The organism is Paraclostridium tenue, assembly GCF_039521565.1.
GTDB lineage: Bacteria > Bacillota > Clostridia > Peptostreptococcales > Peptostreptococcaceae > Paraclostridium > Paraclostridium tenue.
Genome location: NZ_BAAACP010000023.1, coordinates 1 through 25,804, shown reverse-complemented (window position 1 = coordinate 25,804; position 25,804 = coordinate 1). Strand labels below are relative to the sequence as shown.

The following is a 25,804-nucleotide window of genomic DNA, read 5'->3' as shown; positions in this document are numbered from 1 at the left end:
CTGTTCCCATTCCGAACACAGAAGTTAAGCTCTTTAGCGCCGATGGTACTTGGTGGGAAGCCGCCTGGGAGAGTAGGACGTAGCCGCGTAATCTTTTTTTATTTAAGTAAATTTATAGAAAAGTAAGAGGTTAAACAATCATTTTTAGTACATATAATAGCATGTACACGGAAAATCTCATATTAATATTCAATAGTATTCTTTTTTTATATAAGATTTATTACATTTTATAAGTTTATCATAAACGGTATATATGCTACATGTAAATGCAATAGTTATTACTATATAAGTTTATGAAATCAGGAAAGATAATATATAGATATATATAGTATTTACAAAAACGACAAAAAACGACAGACAAATTAATAGAAATGTTGTAAAATACTATAGTTACATAAAATAAGTAAATTTAGGAATTTTTATATAAATTAATTAACAAGAAAGAGGGATTAAAATGAAAAAGACTGTTAAAAAAGCCATTATACCGGCAGCTGGTCTAGGTACTAGATTCTTACCAGCTACTAAATCTCAACCAAAGGAAATGCTTCCTATAGTTGATAAACCAACTCTACAATATATAATAGAAGAAGCTATAAATTCTGGAATAGAAGAAATACTTATAATAACAGGAAGAAATAAAAAATCTATAGAAGATCATTTTGATAAATCTGTGGAATTAGAACTTGAGTTAGAGCAAAAAGGTAAAACTGAAATGTTAAAAATGGTACAAGATATATCAAATATGGTTAATATACATTATATAAGACAGAAGGAACCAAAGGGATTAGGACATGCAATACACTGTGCAAAGAGTTTTATAGGTGATGAACCATTTGCAGTACTTTTAGGAGATGACATAGTTGATTCTCAAACTCCATGTCTTAAGCAATTAATAGATGCATATGATGAATATAAAACTAGTATATTAGGTGTACAAGAGGTAGATAGGGAAAATACTGATAAATATGGAATACTAGATTGTAAATACATAGAGGATAGAGTATATAAAGTCAAAGATATGGTTGAAAAACCAAATGTAGAAGAAGCTCCATCTAATATAGCTATATTAGGAAGATATATAATAACTCCTGCTATATTTGAGATATTAGAAAATCAAGCTCCAGGAAAAGGTGGAGAGATACAGCTTACAGATGCATTAAAAACTTTAGCACAACATGAAGCTATATATGCATATAATTTTGAAGGAAGAAGATATGATGTTGGTGATAAACTAGGATTCTTAGAAGCAACTATAGACTTTGCATTAAAAAGAGATAATTTAAAAGATGGATTAATGGATTATATGAAAAATATAGTTGAGAATAATAAAACAGTTAGATAGTTTATAAAAAAATAAAAATGAAAAGAGGCGATTTTATGTCAGTTTTAGTAACTGGTGGAGTAGGATATATAGGAAGCCATACTACTATTGAACTTATCGAAGCAGGAAGAGAAGTAATTATAGTTGATAATTTATCAAATAGTAATATAGTAGTTCTTGATAGAATAGAAGAATTAACTGGAGTTAGACCTAAATTTTATGAATTAGATGTACAAGATAAAGAAAAACTAGAAGTTGTTTTTAAGGAAAATAAAATAGATTCAGTTATACACTTTGCAGCATTAAAAGCAGTTGGAGAATCTGTTGAAAAACCATTAGAATACTACTCTAATAACTTAATAAATACTATAGTTTTACTAGAAACAATGAGAAAGTATAATGTTAAAAATTTTGTATTTAGTTCATCTGCTACAGTTTATGGAGATCCACATACTTGTCCGATATTAGAAGATTTTCCATTATCAGCTACAAATCCTTATGGGAAAACAAAGCTTATGATAGAGGATATGTTAAGAGATATATGTAAGGCAGATAAGTCTTTAAATGTTGCCATATTAAGATACTTTAATCCAGTAGGTGCACATAAGAGTGGGAGAATAGGTGAAGAACCAAGTGGAATTCCAAATAATTTAATGCCTTATATAACTAAAGTTGCAATAGGTCAATTAAAAGAGTTAAGTGTATTTGGAAATGATTATAATACTCCTGATGGAACAGGGGTAAGAGACTATATACATGTTGTAGATTTATCTATAGGGCATGTAAAAGCATTAGAAAAGTTAGAAACAAATTCAGGATTAGTAACTTATAACTTAGGTACAGGTAATGGATATAGTGTTTTAGAAATGGTTAATGCTTTTAGTAAGGCGAGTGGAAAAGAAATTGCCTATAAAATAGTAGAAAGAAGACCTGGAGATATTGCTATGTGTTATGCAGATTCATCTAAGGCTAAAAAGGAATTAGGTTGGGAAGCTAAATATAAATTAGATGAAATGTGTGAAGATTCATGGAGATGGCAAAGTTTAAATCCAAATGGATATAATAATTAAATAAATGTAAAACTTTAATGTTAAATTTTACAAATATAGAATTAAGAATAAAAAATTGACATTATATATACATTGTGATAATATAATTACACTGTTAAAAATTTAATACTGAGTAAGTCAGATAATCGCGGGTAGTATTTACTACACGAGGAAAGTCGGAGCTCCGCAGAGCAGGGTGCTAGGTAACGCCTAGTGAGAGCGATCTTAAGGAAAGTGCAACAGAAAATAACCGCCATTTATGGTAAGGATGAAAAGGTGAGGTAAGAGCTCACCAGCAATTAGGTGACTAATTGGCTGTGTAAACCCCACCCGGAGCAAGGCCAAGATAGGATATAAAGAGTATTGCTCGTACTCTCCGGTAGGTAGGCCGCTTGAGCTTATTGGTGACAATAAGCCTAGAAAGATGATTATCTAATACAGAACTCCGCTTATAGATTTGCTCAATTTATTTGAATATAAAACACTAGATTATTTCTAGTGTTTTTTATGTGTAAATGTTTCAAAAATGATACAAGTAAGCATATATTGTAGAAAATATTAACAATATATAGTAAAATAATAAAATATAATAGGGGAAGAGATAAAAAGATTATAAAAGGAGATTAATTAAGAATGAAATATAAAGAATTATATAATGATTGGACTACAAATTTATACTTTGATGAAGATACAAGAAATGAACTTATAGCTATAAAAGATAATGAGGATGAGATAAAAGAAAGATTCTATAAAAATTTAGAATTTGGAACAGCTGGATTAAGGGGAATAATAGGTGCTGGAACAAATAGAATTAATGACTATACTGTAGCAAGAGCTACATTTGGACTTGCTAATTATATAATAAAAAATGTAGGGAAAGAAGGAATGGAAAGAGGAGTTGTTATAGCGCATGATAGTAGATATAAATCTAGAGAATTTTGCATACAAACAGCAAATACTTTAGCTGCATGCGGTATAAAAGCATATATATTTGATAGTTTAAGAACGACTCCAGAACTTTCATTTGCTGTTAGAAATTTAAATTGTATAGCAGGGGTAGTTATAACTGCTAGTCACAATCCACCAGAGTATAATGGATATAAGGTATACTGGGAAGATGGAGCACAAGTTATGCCTGAAATAGCGGAGAAAATAACTGAAGAAGTTAACAATATAAACGATTATAGTAAAATACCTACTATAAAAGAAAATCAAAAAGAACTTATAGTTATGTTAGGAGAAGAACAAGATACAGCATTTATAGAGGCTGTTAAAAAACAGTTTATAGGGAAAGATATTGTATCTAAGGTAGGAAAAGATTTTAAAATAGTATATACTCCTCTTTGTGGGACTGGAAATGTACCTATACAAAGAGTTTTAAAAGAAGTTGGATTTTACAATGTATTAGTAGTTAAAGAGGAAGAAAAGCCAGATCCTAACTTTTCTGGGATAGATTATCCAAATCCAGAAGATAAGAAGGCTTTAGTTAGAGGTATAGCTTTAGCTAAAAAAGAAGGAGCTGATTTAGTAATAGCTACTGATCCTGACTGTGATAGAGTTGGGTTAGCAGTAAAAACTAAATGTGGAGAATATGAATTATTAACAGGTAATCAAATAGGGGCATTATTAGTTAATTATATATTAAATAACTTAAAGGCAAAAAATGAAGTTCCTGAAAATGCTACTATAATAAAAACTATAGTTACTTCAGAATTTGGGGCAAAAGTGGCTGAAAGTTATGGAGTAGATTGTTTAAATGTTTTAACTGGATTTAAATTTATAGGAGATAAAATAAAAACTTTCGAAAAAACAAATGAAAAAACATTTATAATGGGATATGAAGAAAGTTACGGATACTTAGTAGGAACCCATGCAAGAGACAAAGATGGGGTTGTAGCATCTATGTTAATTTCAGATATGGCAGCATATTATCATGACAAAGGAATGAGCTTATATGAAGGGCTTATTGAACTTTATGATAGAGTGGGATACTTTAAAGAAGATATGATCTCTCTTACATTAAGTGGAATAGCTGGGCTTGAGAAAATAAAAGAGGTAATGGAATATTTCAGATTAAATGGATTAGATGAAGTAGATGGATTAAAAGTTATAGAAAGCAAGGATTTTAATGAAGGAATAGATGGACTTCCTAAGTCAAATGTACTTAAATTTATATTAGAAGATGGATCTTGGATTGCAGCAAGACCTTCTGGTACCGAGCCTAAACTTAAATTTTATATAGGGATATGTGAAAATTCAAAAGAAAAAGCTGAGAATAAGTGCCAGTATGTTAAAGATAATCTTAATGAAAAAATAAAAAACTTAATAAAATAAAAATTAAAAAATTTAGAGGATATTTCTAAAATTTTATACTATATAAAAATAACTACTTTAATTTTATTGAAAGTAGCTATTTTTATATAGTTGTTGAATTTTGTGAATTTATATATACTAAATGATTTTATTTTTGTTTTACTTATAATGGATTTTATAGGAATTAAATTAAATATTGGATAAATATATAAGTTAACATTGTCTATATTATTCAAATTAGTTTATTTTATTGATGTTATTCATAGAAATATTATATTAAAATTATATGCAGCATAATAAAAAGTAATTAATAAAATCTAAAAAATTAGATGAATTAGATACTGTAAAAGTATATATATACTTAAATGCTAAATTTTATATATAGTATTTAAATTTATATAGCATATTATAATATATATAATTCAACTAATGTTGAAATTTGTTTAAACTCTTGATAATATGACTAATCTTAATTATAATAATAAAGATAGAAATTTATTAAAGGAGGGAAATTTATGCAAACATCTTTAGATACAGAAATAAAAAGTAACAATAGCTTAAAAATTAATAAAGATAAATTTAGAAATAAAAAATATTTATATGAAATATATAAAAGAGTATTAGATATAGTATCCTCTTTATTAGGTTTGATAATAGGAATACCAATTATGATAGTTATTGCTATTCTTATAAAGTTAGAAGATAAGGGTCCTATTTTTTATACTCAAGAGAGATTAGGAAAAAATGAAAAAAAGTTTTTAGTATATAAGATGAGGTCTATGAAGATAGATGCAGAAAAATATGGAGGAGCACAGTGGGCCCAAAAAGATGATCCTCGAGTAACTAAAATTGGAAAATTTATACGAAAGACTAGAATTGATGAAATACCACAACTGTTTAACATTTTAAAAGGAGATATGAGTTTAATTGGACCAAGACCAGAAAGACCTGAATTAACTTATAAATTTAATAAAGAAATTCCTGGATTTATAGATAGGCTATACATTAAACCTGGATTGACAGGCTTAGCACAAGTTAATGGAGGATATGATATAAGCCCAAAAGATAAATTGAAATGGGATATGATATATATACAAAATAGAAGTGTTTTATTAGATATAAGTATTATTTTAAAAACAATTGGGGTAGTTTTTACTGGAGAAGGTGCAAGATAATAATTTAGATAATAAAATTTAGGAATAGTAGGAAGGAAATATTTATGGCATATTTACTGATACTTTTTATTGCAATTGTATGTGCTTTTATGGATATATACGTTGAAGATAAAAAGAAGAAAAATATAATATATGCACTTTTATGCTTTTTATTAATTATATTTGCAGGTACGAGATTTGAAACTGGAAATGATTGGCCTGAATATACTAGTACATTCAATAACATAGGGACATTAAAAGATTTACTAGTTGGAAAGTTTATTCTATCTAGTACTAGAATGGAATCTGGATATATTTTGTTTAACACTATAGTCAAAAGTTTAGGGGGATCAATAAATGAAGTATTCTTCATTATGGCAACTTTAACAATAAGCATTATCTTTTTAAGTTGCAAAAAATATACTCCATATTATTTCATAGCAATTCTTTTATATTTAAGATATGGATATACTCAAGCCAATTTTATGTTTGTAAGACAGGGACTTGGTATAGCTGTATTTTTATATTCTATAAAATATATATATGAAAAAAACTTTTTAAAGTATTTTATATGCATCACTATTTGTGTTCTTTTCCATAAATCAACATTAGTATTGTATCCTATTTACTTTATTGTAAATAGAGAATATAAAACTAGTGTATTAGTAATCTTTATGGTAATATCTATAGTATTAGGATTTACAAATTGGATACATGGTATAACTATATTTATGCCAAGTGGAATAGCTAGATCTATAAATGGATACTTATCATTTGGGGTAACAGCAGGCATATCTCCATCTATGATAGAAAAAATAGTAGTAATTTTTATAGCATTGTTATTTAGAAATAGATTAAGTGAGAAATTTAAATACTTTAATATATTTTTAAATTTATATGTAATTAGTTTTATATCATATTTTTCATTAATAGAATCATACGTATTGCAACAAAGAATGGTTATTATATTTAATATTGTTGGTATTATTATAATAAGTTATTTTGTATACTTAGGTAGCAATAAATTAATTAAAGGTATAATATGTTTACTGATTGCAGGTATAGTTAGTATGTTTTTTATTAAAAGCATAAGTTTATTTGATGAAAATTCTGTTTATACGCCTTATAAATCTTATTTACCTATGTATTTAGAAAATATTAAAACTAAATTGCAAAAATAAATGATAACAATATATAGAGAAATAGCATATATTAGAATTTTAATAAAGGCTGAAAGTGTAGGATTTTTACTACGCTTTTAGTCTTTTGTTAAGTATATATTAGTAAAATAGGTGAAATGATAATAAATTATATTTTACTTAACGTATTATTATAATAGAAATATTTGTAAATTATATATTCACTATAATTAACACAAAGTAAGATTGTATGAAATATTTAAAAACTGATATAACTTATATAATATAAATATAGAAAATACTTTATATTATATATTAACTTAATTCATACTTAAATAATTTATAATTTGGTTGAACAATTTAACAAACACCTAAAAACAAATGAGATATTAAAAATATTTATAGACGTTGTTTATCATACTATAAGTTTATAGAAGTTAATTTATTTTGATATATTAATTAAAAGTAAATTGCATAAAATTATATTATATATTAAACAATAGGATATTGAGTATTTTAATATGCTTTATTATTTAATATTTAAATAGGAGATAGAATATGAAAGTATCGATAATAACACCTGTATATAATTCAGAAAAATTTATAAGGGAAACTATAGTATCTGTTTTAAACCAAACATATAATAACTGGGAAATGATATTTATAGATGATTGTTCAAATGATAGTTCAGAAAGTATCATAAAAGAATATTTAAATAAAGATAATCGATTTAAATATATAAAACTTAAAAAAAATTCAGGCGTAGCAAATGCAAGAAATATAGGAATTAGAGAAGCTAAAGGTAGGTTTATTGCTTTTTTAGATAGTGATGATATATGGCATAAAAATAAATTAGAAACTCAAGTTAATTATATGATAAATAATAATGTATCATTTTGTTTTTCAGCTTATGAAGTTATAGATGAAAATTCTAAAATTATAAATCAAAAGATAATTCCATCGAAAAAAATAATTTCATACAAAGATATATTAAAACAAAATGTAATTGGATGTCTTACTGTTGTTATAGATAGAAATTCCATTACAGATTTAGAAATGCCTAAAATTAGACATGAAGATTTTGCAACTTGGATAAAAATTTTAAAAAGTGGACAAAAGGCTTATTGCATAGATGAAGTACTAGCATCTTATAGAAAAACTCAAAAATCTTTAAGTGGTAATAAAATAAAATCAGCATTATGGACTTGGGATATATATAGAAAATATGAAAAAATATCAGTACCTAAAAGTTTATTTTATTTTTCAAATTATGCTATTAAATCTTTATTAAAATAAATTAGGAAATATTAATAAAAATACTTTTAGTATCTTAATTAATGTTTTAAATTTTTATCTAAATCGTACATAAGTAAATTTTCGCTTATATAAGTATATATAACTACTTTAAATATTATAATTAAAAATTTTTAATATTAATAAAAACCATGAATCTTACAGTTAAAGTATAAATTTAACAATTAAGGTTGGAGCAATATAAATATATCGTTTAAGGCACATAAAGAAATAAAAGAAAATATTTCAAATATACATTTTAATTATTATAAAAAAATTGAAACATTTTGTAATATTTTTGAACAAGATAATTAAAATATTGTATAAAAATATACTGTAGATGATATAGAAAACTATAAAGAAAACTAATAAATGAAAATTTAATCCATATATATAAACATGAAAAGTTAGAAGAATACTTAAAAAGTGCATTTTTAAATATTAAATTATTATTATATATATATTAAATTGTTTTATTATTATCCTGCAATTTTATATTTGAAAAAGTTTACACAAAATGTATATAATGATTATTTCAATACTTATAGAAATATAACTTAATTACAAAATTTATATCCTAACTTTAAAAAATATAAATATGAAGGTAAGATAATTGAATAATTAAATTATTTTATAACTATAAATGGAAAAAACTATATGAATTTATAAATTTACTATAGTTTAAGAGGATGGTGAAAAAATGGGAAAAATATTATTTGTAAACTTTACTGATATTTATGGAGGAGGAGAAGTTTTTCTAAAAAATGTAATTAATTATAAATCAGACAAAATTAGCAATGAAGACAAAATTTTATTAACACCAAAAAGTAAAAAATTGGAACGTGAGTTAGAAGGTATAAAAATAATTCATGGATTTAGCAGGCAAGGAAATTTTATTAGTAAATCTAATTTTATATCTATGATGAAAGAAATAAAGTTAATAAATAATATAATAAGAGATAACAAAATAGATTGTATATTTTTGAACGGAATTGATAGTTATTATCTATCTAAATTTATAAATAATAAAGTAAAAAAAATTGGAGTTTGGCATGGAATAAATATGGAAAGAACTTTTCTAAAAAAAACTCTTAGTGCAATTTCATTTAATAATTTAGATAACATAATAGTTGTATCAAACTACCAAAAGGATATTATAAATGATATATTTTCTTATAAATATGATTCTAAAATAAAAGTTGTTCATATAGGTAGAGATGAAAAGTTATTTAAAAATGAAGTATATCGTAGTGAAAAAGAAAATGATATAATAAATTTACTTACAGTTGCTAGATTACAGAAGTTAAAAGGACATGAAGATTTAATCAAAGCAATGAAAATTTTATGTAATAAATACAAGAATATTAAATTGATAATAGCCGGAGAAGGCGAGGAAAAAGAAAATATAGAAGAGCAAATAAAAGAATATAAGTTAGAAAAATACATTGAAATGACAGGATTTGTAAATCCGATGGATTATTATGGGAAATCTGATATTTTTATACTTCCGTCATACTCTGAAGCATTTCCTTTAGTAAATTTAGAAGCTATGGCTAGTGGGTTACCTATAATAGCAACAAATGTTGGTGGAATTCCAGAGGCTATAGAAAGTAATAAGCAAGGATATTTGATTGAACCAGGAAATGTTAAGGAATTAGCTGATAAGATATCTATATTAATAGAATCTAGAGAATTGAGAAATGAATTTGGAATGAATTCTAGAAAAAAATTTTTAGAAAAATTTACTCTAAATAATATGTGTAAAAAAATTTATACAATAATATTGAAATAAGGTGAGATTATGAAAAAGTCAATTTTGATTATTACATATGGAAGAGAGGAAGAATTTTTAGATACAATTAAGCAAATATCTAATTATAAAAAGGATGATATTGAATTGCTTATACTAGATAATAATTCTGAAAACCATTTAGAAAAATATGTTAATGAAATTTTAACTAATTGTAGTTTTGAGTATAAATATTTTTGTGAAGGAATAAATTATGGAGTTGCTAAAGGCAGAAACTATCTAATACAAAAAGCTTTGGGAGAGATACTAATAACTCTAGATGATGATATAGAAATTGAAGATATAAATATTTTAATAAATAAGGTAGATTATTATTTTAATGAAAATAGCGATGTAGGATGTTTAGCATTTAATATAAAGAACTTTTACACAAAGGAAAGTGTAAGCTATGAAATTCCACATGGAAATAAAAGGTTAGATTTTAAAAATAATTTATATACATATTATTTTATTGGAGCAGGACATGCTATTAAAAAAAGTGTTTATGACAAAGTTGGAATGTATCCAGAAGATTTAGGTTTATATGGAGGAGAAGAGTTAGACCTTTCGTTTAGGATTATAGAAAATAAGTTTAAAATATTATATACAGCAGATATAATTGTTTATCACAAAGCATCTCCTAATGGGAGAATGGGGTCAAAAAAACAATCTTTTTATAAGTATCAAAATAGATTAAAAGTTATATATAGATATATGCCTAAAATGTATGTGAAATCAAATATAGCTATTTGGTCTGCATATTATATTTTGAAAAGTGGTAATATCAAAGGAGTAATTGAAACTTTAAATATATTAAAAAATATGGATAGAAATGAAATATCTAAAGAAACAGTTAAATATTTAAAAGAAGTTAATGCTAGACTAATATACTAATAAAGGATATATGACTATAAAAATAGTTGCAGTAGTACCGGCAAATTTAAATAATGAGAGACTACCTAAAAAAATATAAAATCTTTTTGATAATGGAAAACCATTAATAGAATATATTTAAAAGTAAAACATTTATATTAAGTGTCTGTATATTGTCAATTATTGAATATGTATCTAAGGGGAGGAAAATCAAAAAAAGAAAGACTAATTTAAACCAGCCTATAACTATCATGAATGAAAAATTAAGATCGTTTTCAAGTGAAATTGGTGCTGAAATATATTTTTTTATCATATGTTAAATCACCGTTTATAAAAGCTGAAAGTATACAAAAGGGTATAGATTAAGTAAGTTTAGATATAAGGATTCAGCATTAACAGTTAGAAAAGTATAAGAGTTTATTTGGAAGGGTGAAAAAGTTTTAATTATAATCCAAGCAATATATCTAGGACGAAGGATTTAGAGATTCTCTATAAAAAAATTAGTAGGATATATATATTTAAAAAGATGGTCTTTTAAAATATAACAGAATAATAGGCTATAAACCGTATTTAGTTGAAGTTTCAAAAGTTGAATCTATAGATATTGATGAAGAAGATAATTTTTATATTGCTAATGCAATTTTCAATTATACAAGTAAGATAGAGTTTTAGTATGAAAGATATAAAAGTTTTAGATTCTACTCTTAGAGATATATAAACTAAATTCAAAAAAATTATTTATATAAGGGTTTGATGGGTATTCTGATAATGATAATCAAAAAATATGCGTTAAAATTTATAACGCCAGCTAAATATAATATCTAATAAATAAATGAGTAAATGAATTAATTTTAATTAACTATTTTAAGTAGCACACTTATATTTTATAGGTGTGCTATTTTTAATTTAACAATTAATTTATTATATAATTTTTTAGTGAAATAACATATGAATAATGTAGTAATTTGCATTTAAATGTACTATATAAATTAAAAAATTATCAAAAAATAAATAATATAACTATTAGACTAAAATATATGATAATATATTTATTGGAGAATATATCGAAATATAAAAAGAATTAGAATTGGGAGATGAATTAATGAGAAAAAGGAAAAATTTAATAAAAAAATTAGTTGTGTTAAATTTAGTATGTACTATGTCTTTTTTATCAAGTATTACAATTGCTAATGCAAATGATAGTGCAGAAGGGGAATTAAAAACTATTATACAAGATTATAATCCTAAAGATGTAATAATAGAAGATGGTATAGCTTTATATGTTGGCGAAACAAAAGACTTATCAGAACATCCAAATTGGAAGCTATCAAATAATTCAGTAGTATCTATAGATGAAAATGGTCAATTAAAGGCTATAGGTGGCGGAACTGTATTTATAAGTCAAAAAATAGGCAATAAGTTACATGTAGTTGAAATTTATGTTCCAGACAATTTGCCTAAATATTATAGTTTTTACAAAGCACAACCCAAAAGTCGAAATTATTATAAAGTGTTTATAGATCCAGGACATGGTGGAGCTGACTCAGGAGCACCTGGACTTGGTAATAAAAATGAAGATGATTTAAATTTAGAAGTTGCAATGAAAGTAAAGAAAAAATTAGAAGATAAAAATATAGAAGTAAAAATGAGTAGAGAGTCAGATGAATTTATAAAGTTAGGTAAAAGGGCTGCTATGGCAAATGAATATGGGGCTGATGTGTTTGTATCTATACATCAAAATTCTGCTGATGCAGAAAGTGCACATGGAATTGAAACATATTATCACCCAAATAAAGATATGTATAAGACACTTGCAACAGATATACAAAATAATGCTATTGATCAAACAGGAGCAAAAAATAGAGGAGTTAAAAGTTCTAATTTAGCTGTACTTAGGGAATCGAATATGCCATCTTCGTTATTTGAAAGTGGATTTATATCAAATCCACAAGAATACAAGAAACTTATAAATCCAGCATATCAGGATAAGTTAGCAACTGGAATTGTAGATGGAATTGAGACATATTTAAAAAATAATATCCATTTAGATGGACAAGATTTGCCAGTAATTAATACTGGAGTTGTTACGACAGATGGTCTTAATGTAAGATCTGGTTACGGAACTGGATATCCTTCAATAGGAAAGCTATCAAAGGGAGAGAAAGTTGAAATAGTTGAAACTAAAGATGGATGGCATAAAATTAAATACAAAGGATCTTACGGATACGTATCAGGTAAATATGTTCAGATAGGTTCAAATGTAGATTCAAATATAGTTTTTAATGATATAGATAGTCATTGGGCAAAAAATGCTATTCTTGATTTTGTTTCTAAAGGCTATATAAATGGATATGGAGATGGTACTTTTAAACCTGATAATTCAATAACTAGAGCGGAATTTGTTAAGCTTTTAAATAAGGCATTTGGATTTACTAAAGTAGGAAAAGAAAACTTTACTGATGTTAGTGAATTGGATTGGTATTACAATGATGTTTGTATAGGAGTGAATTCTGGATATATAAATGGGTATGAAGATAATACATTTAAACCAAATCAGCAAATAACTAGAGAAGAAGCTTCTAAAATAATAGCAACAGTTTTAAATTTAAAAGGTGATGGAAATTTAAATTTTAAAGATAGCTCTGAAATTTCAAATTGGGCTAAACCATATGTTGATGCTTTAAGCGATAATAATATAATAAATGGATATGAGGATAATACATTTAGACCTCATAATAATATGACAAGAGCAGAGTCAGTTACTATATTAAGTAGAGTTAATAATTAAAATTCATAAAAGAGTAAAAAAGCATCCCGTATATTAGGGAGCTTTTTTGTGCATAAATTTAAGTTAGGGAGATTGATTAGATGAAAAAAGCAATAGCAATAATGATAGCATGTGCTTTACTTTCATTAGGAATTAGCACAAATGTATATGCTGATAATAAAGATATGAGAGCAGCTTGGATTACAACGGTATACAATGCTGACTGGCCTAAAATACAAGGTAATATTAGTACTCAGAAAAATGAAATGATAAATATATTAGATAATTTAAAGGATGTTGGAATAAATACTGTAATGTTTCAAATCAGACCAAAAGCTGATGCTTTATACAGATCTAATATAAATCCATGGTCTGATGTTTTAACAGGGATACAGGGCAAAGACCCTGGATATGATCCATTAAAATTTATTATACAAGAAGCTCATAAAAGAGGAATCAAAGTCCATACTTGGTTAAATCCTTATAGAGTTACAACAACAGGAACAGATTTAAATAAACTTAGTGAAAAAAGTCCAGCAAGACAACACCCAGAATGGACTTTAATCAATGATGGAAGAATATATTATAATCCTGAGTTGCCACAAGTTAAACAACATATATATGATACTGTAGAAGAAATTGTAATAAACTATAATGTAGATGGAATTCACTTTGATGACTATTTTTATCCAGCTAATTACCCATTACCAGAAGGTGAGAGTAAAGATGGGGAAGTTGCTAACAACCGAAGAAATCATATAAATGAAATGATGTCAGGCGTAAAAAGAACTATAAAAAATATAAAACCAAATGTAAAATTTGGAGTTAGCCCAAGTGGCATATGGAAAAATAGAGATAGTGATCCAAGTGGGTCAGATACAAATGGAAAGGAAAGTTACTATTCAGATTATGCGGATACTTTAAACTGGGTAAATAATAATTACATAGATTATATAGTGCCACAAATATATTGGAATATAGGTTATAAGATAGCAGATTACTCTAAGTTAATTAATTGGTGGTCAAATAAATTAGATGGCAAGAATGTTGATTTATATATAGGACATGGAATATACAAAGATGTAGTAGCAAATGAAATTGATAAACAAATTGATTTAAATAATCAATATCAAACTATTAAGGGAAGTGTTTTTTATTCTACTTCAGATATATTATTTAATAGACAAGGATGCAGAGATAAAATCAAAAAATCTTTTGAAAATGCTACTAGTTTTACAGATATAAAGGGACATTGGGCAGAAAACTATATAAATAATTTTTACAATAAAGGATATATAAATGGTTATGAAGATAATACATTTAAACCTGAAAATCCAATAACTAGGGCTGAATTCGTAAAAGTATTTAATAAAGTATTTGGATTAACAAAAACAAGTGGAAAAGTTTTTAGTGATACGGTAAATCATTGGGCAAAAAATGAAATTGATATAGCTGTAACTAATGGAGTTGCAAATGGAATGTCTAAAGAAATATTTGCGCCAGATAAATTAATAACAAGGGAAGAAGCTGCAAAAATGCTAGCGAATTATAAAGGTATAGCTGATTCTAATCATGATAAATCTAGACGATTTAATGATTATGATGAAATATCAGATTGGGCAAAAGATTCAGTTGAGGGTGCAATTGAATATGGATATATAAATGGAATGGGAAATGGGACTTTAGCTCCTAAAAATCCTATGAAAAGAGCAGAAGTAGTTGTAATGTTAAGTAGAATAAAATAAAGAATGTATAAAATAAAAGTAGTATTTACAATTTTTAATTTGTAAATACTACTTTTATTTTTATAAAATTAAATGTAAAAAAATGGATAAACATAGCTTAACAAGTAAAAATATATACAAAATAAAATTAAAATGATAAAATATATAAATAGTTGATAAAATTCGGATTTTAGAGTGAAATTAATAATTAGGAGGATATTTGTGGAGAATAAACTCAAATTAATAATAGAAAATGAAATAAATAATTATAATAAATTAAAAAGAGTGATAGATATAATTATATCTATATTAGGAATAATACTACTATTTCCTATATTTTTGATTACAAGCATACTTATAAAATTAGAGTCAGAAGGACCTGTTATATTTAAACAATTAAGGGCAGGAAAAAATAGTAAGCCATTTTATATTTACAAATTTAGGAGTATGAAAACTGATGCACCAAATTTAAGTACTAATGAATTTGAAGATGCAAATTTATTTATTACAAAAATAGGAAGATTTATAAGAAAGACAAGTATAGATGAATTGCCACAATTAATTAACATACTTAAAGGTGATATGAGTATAGTTGGTCCAAGGCCAGTAATATTAGATGAAAAAGAATTGATTTCATTAAGGCAAGATTACAATGTAGATAATATACTTCCAGGAATTACAGGTCTAGCTCAAATTAATGGGCGTGATAGTATAGGGAATGAAGAAAAAGTTAAATTGGACTATGAGTACTTACAAAATAGATCTTTAAAGTTAGATATTAAGATAGTTTTTATAACTATATTTAAAGTTTTAAAAAAATCGGATATAAAAAAAGAAATATAAGAAAGAGGCTGTCTTAAATACGATTATTTTGAGACAGCCTCTTTAAAGCAATTAAAATTATAATTTTAGGAGACTTTAGATTAATGAATACTGTAAAAATATTTGATATACCATTTATTACTTTGAAAAAGAATGACTTAATTGAAGAAATTTTGAAAAGAGTTAATAAAAATGAAAAGACTTATATAGTAACTGCTAATGCCGAAATAGCAATGTATGCAAAAGAGAATAAGTCTTATGAAAATATTATAAAGAAGGCTACCTATATAGTACCAGATGGTATAGGGGTCGTAAAAGGTGCTAAGATATTAAATGAATATATTCCAGAGAGAATACCTGGAATAGAATTGATGATAGACCTATTAGAAAAAGCGAATACTAATAATCATAGTGTATATTTCTATGGAGCAAAAGAAGAAGTTCTAAATATGATGATTAAGAATTTGCAAGTGAAATATCCGAAATTAGACATTGTGGGATATAATCATGGATATGATAGTGATGATGACAATAAGATAACAAATGATATTATAAATTTAAAACCAGATTATATATTTGTTGCTAAAGGATACCCAGCTCAAGACTTATGGATAGATAAGGTTATTAATAAAGTTGATAAAGGTTGCTTTATTGGAGTAGGAGGAAGCTTTGATGTTCTAGGCGGATTTGTAAAAAGGGCTCCAGAAATATGGATAAAACTAAATTTAGAATGGTTGTATAGAGTTGCAGGAGATCCTAAAAGATGGAAAAGATCTATTGCTCTTCCACGATTTGTAATAGAAATTTTAAAAGAAAAAGCGAGTATGAAAAGAAAGGATACTAAATAAATATGAAAAAAAATTTAAAAGGTATGTTCGCATTAGTATTTATAATTGCGCTTGCTCTAGGTAGTGGAATCTTACTAAATAGAATAAAAGAAGAAAGTAAAAATAATACTTATGAAATAGGTATAAGTGAAGATTCTATTTCAAATATGGATAAAAATGAGTTGAAATATTTTTATGAACAAATGAATCAAGAAGGTATAAAAAGCATAATTGTTAAAAATGAGTCTTTGTATCAAATTTCAAAATATAGATCACTGCAAATTTCAGATTTAGCTACGTTTTTAAATAAAAATAAAATATACAAAAATATAGATATACCTAAAGACGCATCTAAAGAGAATATAGTTATAAGTTTAGATAAAAATAATTTTTTAAAAAGTGAGTTATACATTATAGAAACATATTTATCAAAGTATAAAGTTTTAAATAATAAGGACAAAATGATATTCTACATAGATAGTAAAATGATGATAAATGATAATGGAAAAAAAGTAGAAAATCCAATACTTACAAATCAGTTTTTTATAGATGAAAAAAAAGTTAATAAAATAAAATTAAATAAATTTAATACAGTTTTAGCAATTGCAAATATTCAGAATGAAAATAATCAAAAACTATTATTAGATCAAATAAAGTATATGTCTAAAATATATGATGTTTATCAGGTTCAATTAAGAGGACAATCTTTATTTGGATATCCAAATAATATCGGAAATTATTTTAAAGAATTACAAAAGAATAAAATAACAGTGTTTCTTACAGAGTTTCAAAATAGTGTAGGATTAACTACTTACTCTAAATTAAATAAAGGAAATATAACAAGAGCTCATGAAGTAAATGTAAATGAGTTGCATTTAAATAAAAATCAACTTGCAGCAAGAATATCAAGGGCAATAAAAGAAAGAAATATAAGATTTATATCGATAAATGATTTTATAAACTATAAAAATAGTGGATCTGTGGAAAATAGCGTAAATGATTTAATGTATTCTATAAAAGAAGCTAAAGAACAAATAGGTGATAAATATAATATTGGGATAGCTAAGCCAGTACCTATTATACAACAATATAATGTAGCTATAATTTTTGTTTGTATAGCATTTGCAGCTCTTGTAGCTATTACATTTTTAAGTTTATTTGAAAAAAATCTAAAATTATCTATTGCTTTATTTTCAATAGTTATATTAGGTTCTATATTTGTGGTAAAAAGTGACATTGATATTTTAATAAAACTATATACCTTTTCAACAGCAATAATTGGAGCTTTTGCAGCTATAGTTATTCCATATAAGTCAAATTTAAAATCATTTTTAGTTAAATACATAATTAGTGCGACTATTGCAATATCAACAGGTATGATTATAGCTTCTATAATGTATGGAACAGACTATATGCTTAAATTAAAATCATTCTCTGGAGTTAAGTTTTTATATGTATTGCCACCAGTACTAACAGCTATATGGGTTATTTTAAACCTTAACATAGATAAAATAAAGGATATGAAATCATTAAAATCTATAAAGCATGAAGTTATAAATAGATTTAAAAATCTTAAGTTATACCATTTTGTGATAGGGATTTGCATATTAACAGTGTTATATATATATATAACTAGAAGTGGGAATGGAGGAAATGCTAGTGAATTTGAATTGAAAATTCGTGCATTTATGGAAAAAGTATTGTATGTAAGACCTAGAACAAAAGAATTCTTGATAGGATATCCTGCTTTGTTTATGGCTTATTATTTATATAATAAAAATATTAAAAATTCTCAATATATATTAATACTTGGCTCTATTGCAACAATGTCTACTGTAAATACATTTACTCATTTACACACTCCATTTATATACTCACTTTTAAGAACTATATATGGGGTAGTCTTTGGAACGGGTATAGGTATATTATATATTTTCATATTTAATGTACTTATTAAATTTATATACAATAAAAAGAGAATTTAAAAAGGAGAATAGTCATGAGGGTATTAGTTTCTGGATATTATGGGTTTAACAATGCAGGAGATGAAGCAATATTAAAATCTATAATTATAGCTTTAAGAGAAGTTAATCCAACTATAGACATAGTAGTTTTATCTAATGATATTGAACACACAAAAAAAACATATAATGTGGATGCTATAAATAGATGGAATATATTTAAGATATATAATGAGTTAAGGAAAAGTGATGGCTTAATTAGTGGAGGGGGAAGTTTGTTACAAGATGTAACAAGTTCTAGACCTGTACTATACTATACAACTATAATGAGATTAGCTAAATTGGCTAAAAAACCTACATTCATATATGCTCAAGGAGTAGGTCCTATAAATAATGAGAGAAGTAAAAGAATAATAAATAAAGTTTTAAATAATGTGGAATATATTACACTTAGAGATAATGAGTCATTAAAATTATTAAATGAAATAGGAGTACGCAAGCCTATAAGCATAGTTCCAGACCCGGTAATGGGATTTAATATAAAAGACTTTAATAAAAATAAAAGTAAACAAGATAAAGAGAGTATAACTATAAGTGTAAGAGATTGGGATAAGTGTGATGAAAGTTTTTTAGAGAAAGTAGCTATTGTATGTGATAAGATAGTAGAGTCTAATAAAAAAGTTATATTTGTACCTATGCATGGAGAACATGATTATAAAACATCTAAAAAAGTGTTAGATATGATGAAACAAGAGGCTAATATACTAGATCATAATTTAGATATAGAAGATAAGATTTTATATATAAAAGAGTCTAAACTTATGATAGGTATGAGGCTACATGCATTGATATTTGCAGCAACTGTAAATACTCCAATGATAGGGATATCTTACGATCCTAAGATTGAATCTTTTTTAAAGTTAGTTAAACAGCCATGTATAGGCTCGGTTGAGGAGAAATGGTCTTCAGAAAGTCTATTAAAACTAAGTTTAGATATGTTAGAGAATAATGAAAAATTAAAAGCAGAATTAAATCAGAGTTCAAGTGAATTAATTAAACTATCTAAAAGCACAGCTAATAAGGCAATAGATATTTTTAATAAAAAATATTAAGGTAGTTTACGTATAAACTAAGAGAAGGGAAAATATTAGTGTGAAAAAAATATTAGGGATAGTATCAGTTATAATGGTTATTGTATTAATTGGTATTTTTATTTTAAATAAAGAAAATAAAAATAAAATGATAATTCAATCTCAAGAAAATAAAAATAAAAGTATTATCGTTTTAGGAAGTGAGCCGGAATCCATAACGGCAGCTGTAACAGCTGCTAGGCTTGGTTATCATGTGGATATGATTACACAAGATAATAATCTAGGAGGATTATTTACTGAAGGAATGCTGACGGCACTAGATTTAAATTATGTTAATGGAGATGAAATACTTCATGAAGGATTTTTTACTGAGTTTTACAATAATGCAAATAATGGGCATAATTTAGATTTAAAAAAAACTCAAGAATTTTTTAATGAAGTAGTAAAAAATGACAATATAAATCTAGTAAAAGGTGCAACAAACATAACACCTATAGTTGATAAAAACAATAATAAAAAGGCAGTTGGAGTTTCTTATAGTAAAGATGGAAAAATAAAGGAAGTAAAAGGAGAATATATTTTTGATGGTTCATATGAAGCTGAATATACTAGAAAAATGGGTGGAGAATTTAGAACTGGAAGAAGTGAATTTGGACAGCCTAATGAATATGCAGCAGCAGGAGTTATGTTTTCTGTAAAGGATGTAAATTGGAATGAAATAAAAAAGGCCCTTAAAAATGACAATGATCCATATACTGGAGTTACAGGAAATGCTGCATGGGGATTTGCACAGATGTATAAGTACACACCTAAAAATGAACTATTGAAAATGAGAGGATTGAATATATCTAGACAAGATGATGGAAGTATAGTTTTAAATGCACTATTAGCTTTTAAAGTTAATCCTTTAGATAAAGAATCCTACAATAATATAATAAATATAGCTAAAAAAGAAGTGCCTAACATAGTTGAATATATGAGGGAGAACTTGCCTGGATTTGAAAATGCTAAAGCAGGTATAATTGCGAAAGAGCTATATATAAGAGAAGGGGTTAGAATAGTTGGAGATTATACATTAAATGGATATGATATAATAGCTCACAGAAGATTTAATGATGTTATTGGCTTTGGAAGTTATCCTAGCGATCTACAAACTACTTACAAAGAAGGTTATGGAAATGCTATGAATGGAAATAGTATATATGAAATACCTTTATCAGCGATGCTACCAAAGAATATTGAAAATGTAGTCGTTTTAGGAAGAAATGCAAGTTTTGATATTGTTGCACATGGTAGTGCAAGGACTGTACCTGTCTTGATGAATATTGCACAAGGAGCGGTACATGCTGTAGATTATGCTATAACTAACAATATGAATTTAAGAAATGTTAGAGATAATCATATGGATAAAGTACATAAAGAAATGCAAGAAGTAGGTAATATGAAATTTCCAGATATGCCTAAGAATCCATATGAAGGTCACTATGCTGAAAAGTATATAAAACATTTGAGAATAAGAGGTATATTAGGATCAAAATACAAAAATTCAATGCATCTAGATGAAAAGGCTAGTAAGTCTGAAATAAAAAATATTGTAAACTTGATAAAAGAGCACAGTAATATAAAAATTGATGAAAAGCAGATTGAATTTATAAACAATATGAGTGACAATATAACAAAAGAAGAGTTTATAAAGTTAGCATCAATTTTATTTAGTAAAAGTTTTAAGTCTTTAAATGATTTAAAAGAGGCAGGTATATTAGATAAAGATATCTATAATAAAATAAATAAATCTAAATATATAACAAATGCACAAATATATGTACTATTTAGTGAGTACATGAATTTTTCACAGCCTGACTTTAAAGAAGATATAAAACAACAACAGATAGATGTTATAAAAAAATAACAATACAATTTAATTAAAAAATAAGTATATATTTTTCACATTTAGAATTATATATACTTATTTTATTTATCTATAATATAAATTAATATTAGATACAACTTATTTTAAATTTAAAAGGAGTAGTATATATGAAAAAAATAAAGGTAATGACTATTTTTGGAACTAGACCTGAGGCTATAAAAATGGCTCCTCTAGTTAAGGAATTAGAGTCAAGAAAAGAAATTGACAGTATAGTTTGTGTAACAGCTCAACATAGACAAATGTTAGATCAAGTTTTAGAAACTTTTAATATAAATCCAAATTATGATTTAAACATAATGAAACAAGGTCAATCCTTAGTTGATATAACAACTAGGGCACTAAAAAGTTTAGATCAAGTGATTAAAAATGTAATGCCAGATATAGTATTAGTACATGGAGATACGACAACAACTCTAGCAGGAAGTTTAGCAGCTTTTTATAATAAGGTTTTAGTTGGACATGTAGAAGCAGGACTTAGAACATATGATAAATATTCACCATATCCAGAAGAAGTAAATAGACAGGTAACTGGGATTATTGCAGATATGCATTTTACACCAACTGAAACATCAAAAATTAATTTGATTAGAGAAGGAAAAAGTGAAAAAGAGATATATATAACAGGGAATACTGCTATAGATGCACTTAAAACTACTGTAAAAAGAGACTATTCAAATCCAATAATAGATAAAATAGGATCAGATAGAATAATAATGTTAACTGCACATAGGAGAGAAAACTTAGGTGAACCAATGAGAAATATGTTTAGAGCAATAAAAAGAATAACTGATGAATTTTCAGATGTGCAAGTTATATATCCAATACATTTAAATCCATTAGTGAGAGAAGCTGCAGATGAAATTTTAGGAGATAATGAAAAAGTTCATATTATAGAACCTTTGGATGTATTTGACTTTCATAATTTTTTAAGTAAAGCATATATAATAATGACAGATAGTGGAGGTATACAAGAAGAAGCCCCTTCTTTAGGCAAACCTGTATTAGTATTAAGAGATACAACAGAGAGACCAGAAGGTGTATCTGCAGGAACATTGAAATTAACAGGTACAAATGAAGAACAAATATATTATGATACCAAAGAGTTACTGACTAACAAAGATATATATAATAGAATGAGTAAGTCATCAAATCCATATGGGGATGGAAACTCAAGTAAATATATAGTTGATGCAATTATAGATAGGTTAAAATAAAGTAACTAAATAATTGTAAAAACTAATTTATTTAAACTATATAAATATATAAAAAGTGCTACTGAAGTTTATTCAGTAGCACTTTTTATATATTAGATAAACAATTTAAATTAACATTATATTATTAATTATCTGTTACAAAACTATTATAATTATTATAGTAGTTTATTAGAAAAAATTATTTAGCATCATATTAAGTTATTTTTGATACATTACATTGTCAAATATGAAATCATGTAAGATAGGTAAACACTTATCAGCATCATATCTCCATACCCAACCAGCATTTTTATATATACCACCAGTGCTATATTTTTCCATAGGGAACTCTAATGATTTTATATTGAAATCGCCTATAGTTAAAGCAGTCGCTCCAAGTGATAATATAGTAGTTGGCTTCATATTAGTTTTAATATAAGGAAGTATACTATCAACTAATTCTGGGTATTTAGTTACAGGTAAATTTTTAATACCGTCAATGATACCTTGTATAATAGCCCTTTGTCTTCTATCTCTTTCCAATGCACTATCATTTTTTCTTATACGACCATAAGACAGAGCTTGGTATCCATTTAATTTTTGAGTACCTGAGTTATTTATATATTCAATAGGTCCTTTATTAGGATTTTTATCGAATTTATAGCATTCAGGTATAAATTTATTTAATTCATTTAGTTCATTAGGTTTAACATCAACTACAACCCCACCTAAAGTATCAATTATATCCATAAATGAGAAGAAATTAACTATAGCGTAATTTTGAATATCTAATTTGAAGTTATCTTCAATAGTTTCAACTAATAAGTTAATACCTCCATAAGCATAAGCATGAGTAAGTTTTTGTTCACCATGACCAGGTATATTAACATATGTATCTCTAGCTAAAGAAGTAAGTTTTAAACTTTTATTTTTATTATCTATAGTAAGAATCATCATAGAATCTGATCTTGAAGATTCTTCTAAAGTCCTACCATCTGTACCTACTAATAAGATATTAGTTATTCCACTAACTTCTTTATATTTAGTATCATTAAGCGCTTTTGAATCTGTACTACTATCATACATAGTATTTAATTTAAAATATAAATATCCAAATGCACCTGCAGGTATTAATATAACTAATACCAATAGAGCAATAACGAATTTTTTTAAATTCGACAAAAAAATCCCTTCTTTCTTATTATTTTTAACGTACACTTAATTATATTAAACTATAAACATATATTCAATACTATAAAGATTACAAAATATATAACAAAATTGACACAAATCACATAGATAATAATATATAAATAAAACAGGAGGTATTCTAATGATAGATGTAAAAAGTAGATATATTGATATAGAAGATGAGAGTTTAAATTGTATAATAGAATATCCTGTGATAAAGACATATGAAGATAATATGTTTATAAAAAATATAAATAAAAAGGTTTATGAAGATATAAATATATTTAAAGACATATCAAAAGAAGAAGTAGTATATTCTAATGAAAAATCAACTATATTTATAGACTACGAAACTCATTTTAATAAAAATGATATAATAAGCATTTCTATAGTATTTTCAGAAATATATAGAAATAATCATATAATTAATTATATAAACACATATAATTATGATCTTAAAAATGAAAAAAATATATTAAAAGAAGATATTTTTAATAAAAATTTTAATTATAAAGAACTTATAACAAGATATATAAAAAATCAAATACAAGAGCTGACTCAAGATATAACTTTCGACCTGCCTTTTTATATAACCTCAAAATATATATGTATAAATTTCTCATCTTATGAAGTATTAAATTCTAGCGAAATAAAAAATATAAAATTATACTTTAGAGAAATAAAAGAATTTCTAAGTGATTATACAAAAAAATATTTAATGGAGTGATTTAATGAAAGTGCTTAAGGAATATAATAGAGAAGCAGCCGCCGAATATGCAAGAACATGGGCATTATATAGAAATCCTAAATATAAAGATTATGATCCATGGGGAGGAGATTGCACCAATTATATATCTCAGTGTATATATGCAGGTAAGATTCCATTTGATAACCAGGGGAAAGATGTTATGGGGAAGTGGTACTGGTATAGTGATTCAAGCAGAACACCATCATGGACAGCAGCAGATGCATTTGGAAGATATATCATAAAAAATAACAGTGAATTAACACAAAATTATGGAATATATGCAGAAGTTGCAGATTATAATCAATTAGAAATTGGTGATTTAATACAACTAGTATATCAGGGAATAGCTTATCATACTATGATAGTTACACAGGTAATACTAGATGATAAAAATTACTTATTAGATTATCTTATATGCCAACATACAGAAGATTTATTAGATTATCCTTTGAGTGAAAAAATAGGAGAGAGAAAATATATAAAAATATTTGGATACTATCAATAAAAAAGATGAGCCTATATTAAAGTGGACCCTTTGTCAAGGACACTAGAAAAAGAGAGTTATTAAAAAACTGATAAAAGCTGATTTCTGTATTGTACAGGAGTTAGCTTTTTTAAA

Annotated in this window: 19 protein-coding genes, 1 rRNA gene and 1 other RNA gene; 20 read left to right on the top strand and 1 reads right to left on the bottom strand. The window is 25.7% G+C overall.

The window, feature by feature from the left end:
• The 18 genes from rrf to wecB all read left to right on the top strand — a co-directional run.
• Positions 1-89: ribosomal RNA gene (gene rrf, locus ABFX13_RS13230) — 5S ribosomal RNA — on the top strand; the annotation flags it as partial.
• Between the two features lie 365 nt (positions 90-454).
• Complete coding sequence (gene galU / locus ABFX13_RS13225) at positions 455-1,342, top strand: UTP--glucose-1-phosphate uridylyltransferase GalU (RefSeq protein WP_346046815.1); 888 nt, start codon at positions 455-457, stop codon at positions 1,340-1,342.
• A gap of 35 nt (positions 1,343-1,377) precedes the next feature.
• Positions 1,378-2,391, top strand: a complete 1,014-nt coding sequence (galE, locus tag ABFX13_RS13220; RefSeq protein ID WP_270647729.1) for a UDP-glucose 4-epimerase GalE — start codon at positions 1,378-1,380, stop codon at positions 2,389-2,391.
• Positions 2,392-2,500: 109 nt separating this feature from the next.
• An RNA gene (gene rnpB / locus ABFX13_RS13215) (RNase P RNA component class A) lies at positions 2,501-2,838 on the top strand.
• 165 nt (positions 2,839-3,003) lie between these two features.
• Complete coding sequence (locus ABFX13_RS13210) at positions 3,004-4,704, top strand: phospho-sugar mutase (RefSeq protein ID WP_346046813.1); 1,701 nt, start codon at positions 3,004-3,006, stop codon at positions 4,702-4,704.
• A gap of 494 nt (positions 4,705-5,198) precedes the next feature.
• Positions 5,199-5,858, top strand: coding sequence for an exopolysaccharide biosynthesis polyprenyl glycosylphosphotransferase (locus ABFX13_RS13205; RefSeq protein ID WP_346046811.1), 660 nt, complete (start codon positions 5,199-5,201; stop codon positions 5,856-5,858).
• Between the two features lie 44 nt (positions 5,859-5,902).
• Positions 5,903-7,018 (top strand): EpsG family protein, encoded by a 1,116-nt coding sequence (locus ABFX13_RS13200; RefSeq protein ID WP_346046808.1) that lies wholly within the window; start codon positions 5,903-5,905, stop codon positions 7,016-7,018.
• Between the two features lie 516 nt (positions 7,019-7,534).
• Positions 7,535-8,272, top strand: coding sequence for a glycosyltransferase family 2 protein (locus ABFX13_RS13195; protein ID WP_346046806.1), 738 nt, complete (start codon positions 7,535-7,537; stop codon positions 8,270-8,272).
• Positions 8,273-8,969: 697 nt separating this feature from the next.
• Positions 8,970-10,061 (top strand): glycosyltransferase family 4 protein, encoded by a 1,092-nt coding sequence (locus ABFX13_RS13190; protein ID WP_346046804.1) that lies wholly within the window; start codon positions 8,970-8,972, stop codon positions 10,059-10,061.
• A gap of 9 nt (positions 10,062-10,070) precedes the next feature.
• The gene (locus tag ABFX13_RS13185; RefSeq protein WP_346046802.1) at positions 10,071-10,952 is read left to right on the top strand and encodes a glycosyltransferase family 2 protein; all 882 of its coding nucleotides are present in this window, start codon (positions 10,071-10,073) and stop codon (positions 10,950-10,952) included.
• 1,081 nt (positions 10,953-12,033) lie between these two features.
• Complete coding sequence (locus ABFX13_RS13180; protein ID WP_346046800.1) at positions 12,034-13,719, top strand: N-acetylmuramoyl-L-alanine amidase; 1,686 nt, start codon at positions 12,034-12,036, stop codon at positions 13,717-13,719.
• An 80-nt stretch (positions 13,720-13,799) separates the two neighbouring features.
• Positions 13,800-15,443 carry a family 10 glycosylhydrolase gene (locus tag ABFX13_RS13175; RefSeq protein ID WP_346046798.1) on the top strand — a complete coding sequence of 548 codons (1,644 nt, stop codon included), beginning with the start codon at positions 13,800-13,802 and terminating at the stop codon, positions 15,441-15,443.
• Between the two features lie 201 nt (positions 15,444-15,644).
• Positions 15,645-16,265 (top strand): sugar transferase, encoded by a 621-nt coding sequence (locus ABFX13_RS13170; protein WP_346046796.1) that lies wholly within the window; start codon positions 15,645-15,647, stop codon positions 16,263-16,265.
• Between the two features lie 83 nt (positions 16,266-16,348).
• Positions 16,349-17,092, top strand: a complete 744-nt coding sequence (locus ABFX13_RS13165; RefSeq protein WP_346046794.1) for a WecB/TagA/CpsF family glycosyltransferase — start codon at positions 16,349-16,351, stop codon at positions 17,090-17,092.
• Between the two features lie 2 nt (positions 17,093-17,094).
• Complete coding sequence (locus ABFX13_RS13160) at positions 17,095-19,056, top strand: DUF5693 family protein (RefSeq protein WP_346046792.1); 1,962 nt, start codon at positions 17,095-17,097, stop codon at positions 19,054-19,056.
• Positions 19,057-19,070: 14 nt separating this feature from the next.
• Positions 19,071-20,144: a polysaccharide pyruvyl transferase CsaB gene (gene csaB / locus ABFX13_RS13155; protein WP_346046790.1), complete on the top strand. Its 1,074-nt coding sequence runs from the start codon at positions 19,071-19,073 to the stop codon at positions 20,142-20,144.
• Between the two features lie 40 nt (positions 20,145-20,184).
• Positions 20,185-22,032, top strand: a complete 1,848-nt coding sequence (locus ABFX13_RS13150; RefSeq protein WP_346046788.1) for an FAD-dependent oxidoreductase — start codon at positions 20,185-20,187, stop codon at positions 22,030-22,032.
• Positions 22,033-22,160: 128 nt separating this feature from the next.
• The gene (wecB, locus tag ABFX13_RS13145; protein WP_346046786.1) at positions 22,161-23,267 is read left to right on the top strand and encodes a non-hydrolyzing UDP-N-acetylglucosamine 2-epimerase; all 1,107 of its coding nucleotides are present in this window, start codon (positions 22,161-22,163) and stop codon (positions 23,265-23,267) included.
• A gap of 198 nt (positions 23,268-23,465) precedes the next feature.
• Here wecB and ABFX13_RS13140 read toward each other — a convergent pair whose 3' ends face one another.
• Positions 23,466-24,428, bottom strand: a complete 963-nt coding sequence (locus ABFX13_RS13140; RefSeq protein WP_346046784.1) for an LCP family protein — start codon at positions 24,426-24,428, stop codon at positions 23,466-23,468.
• Positions 24,429-24,579: 151 nt separating this feature from the next.
• Here ABFX13_RS13140 and ABFX13_RS13135 point away from each other — a divergent pair, with 151 nt between their 5' ends.
• Complete coding sequence (locus ABFX13_RS13135; protein WP_346046782.1) at positions 24,580-25,164, top strand: DUF3298 domain-containing protein; 585 nt, start codon at positions 24,580-24,582, stop codon at positions 25,162-25,164.
• A 4-nt stretch (positions 25,165-25,168) separates the two neighbouring features.
• Complete coding sequence (locus tag ABFX13_RS13130) at positions 25,169-25,690, top strand: amidase domain-containing protein (RefSeq protein WP_346046780.1); 522 nt, start codon at positions 25,169-25,171, stop codon at positions 25,688-25,690.
• Positions 25,691-25,804 lie beyond the last annotated feature (114 nt).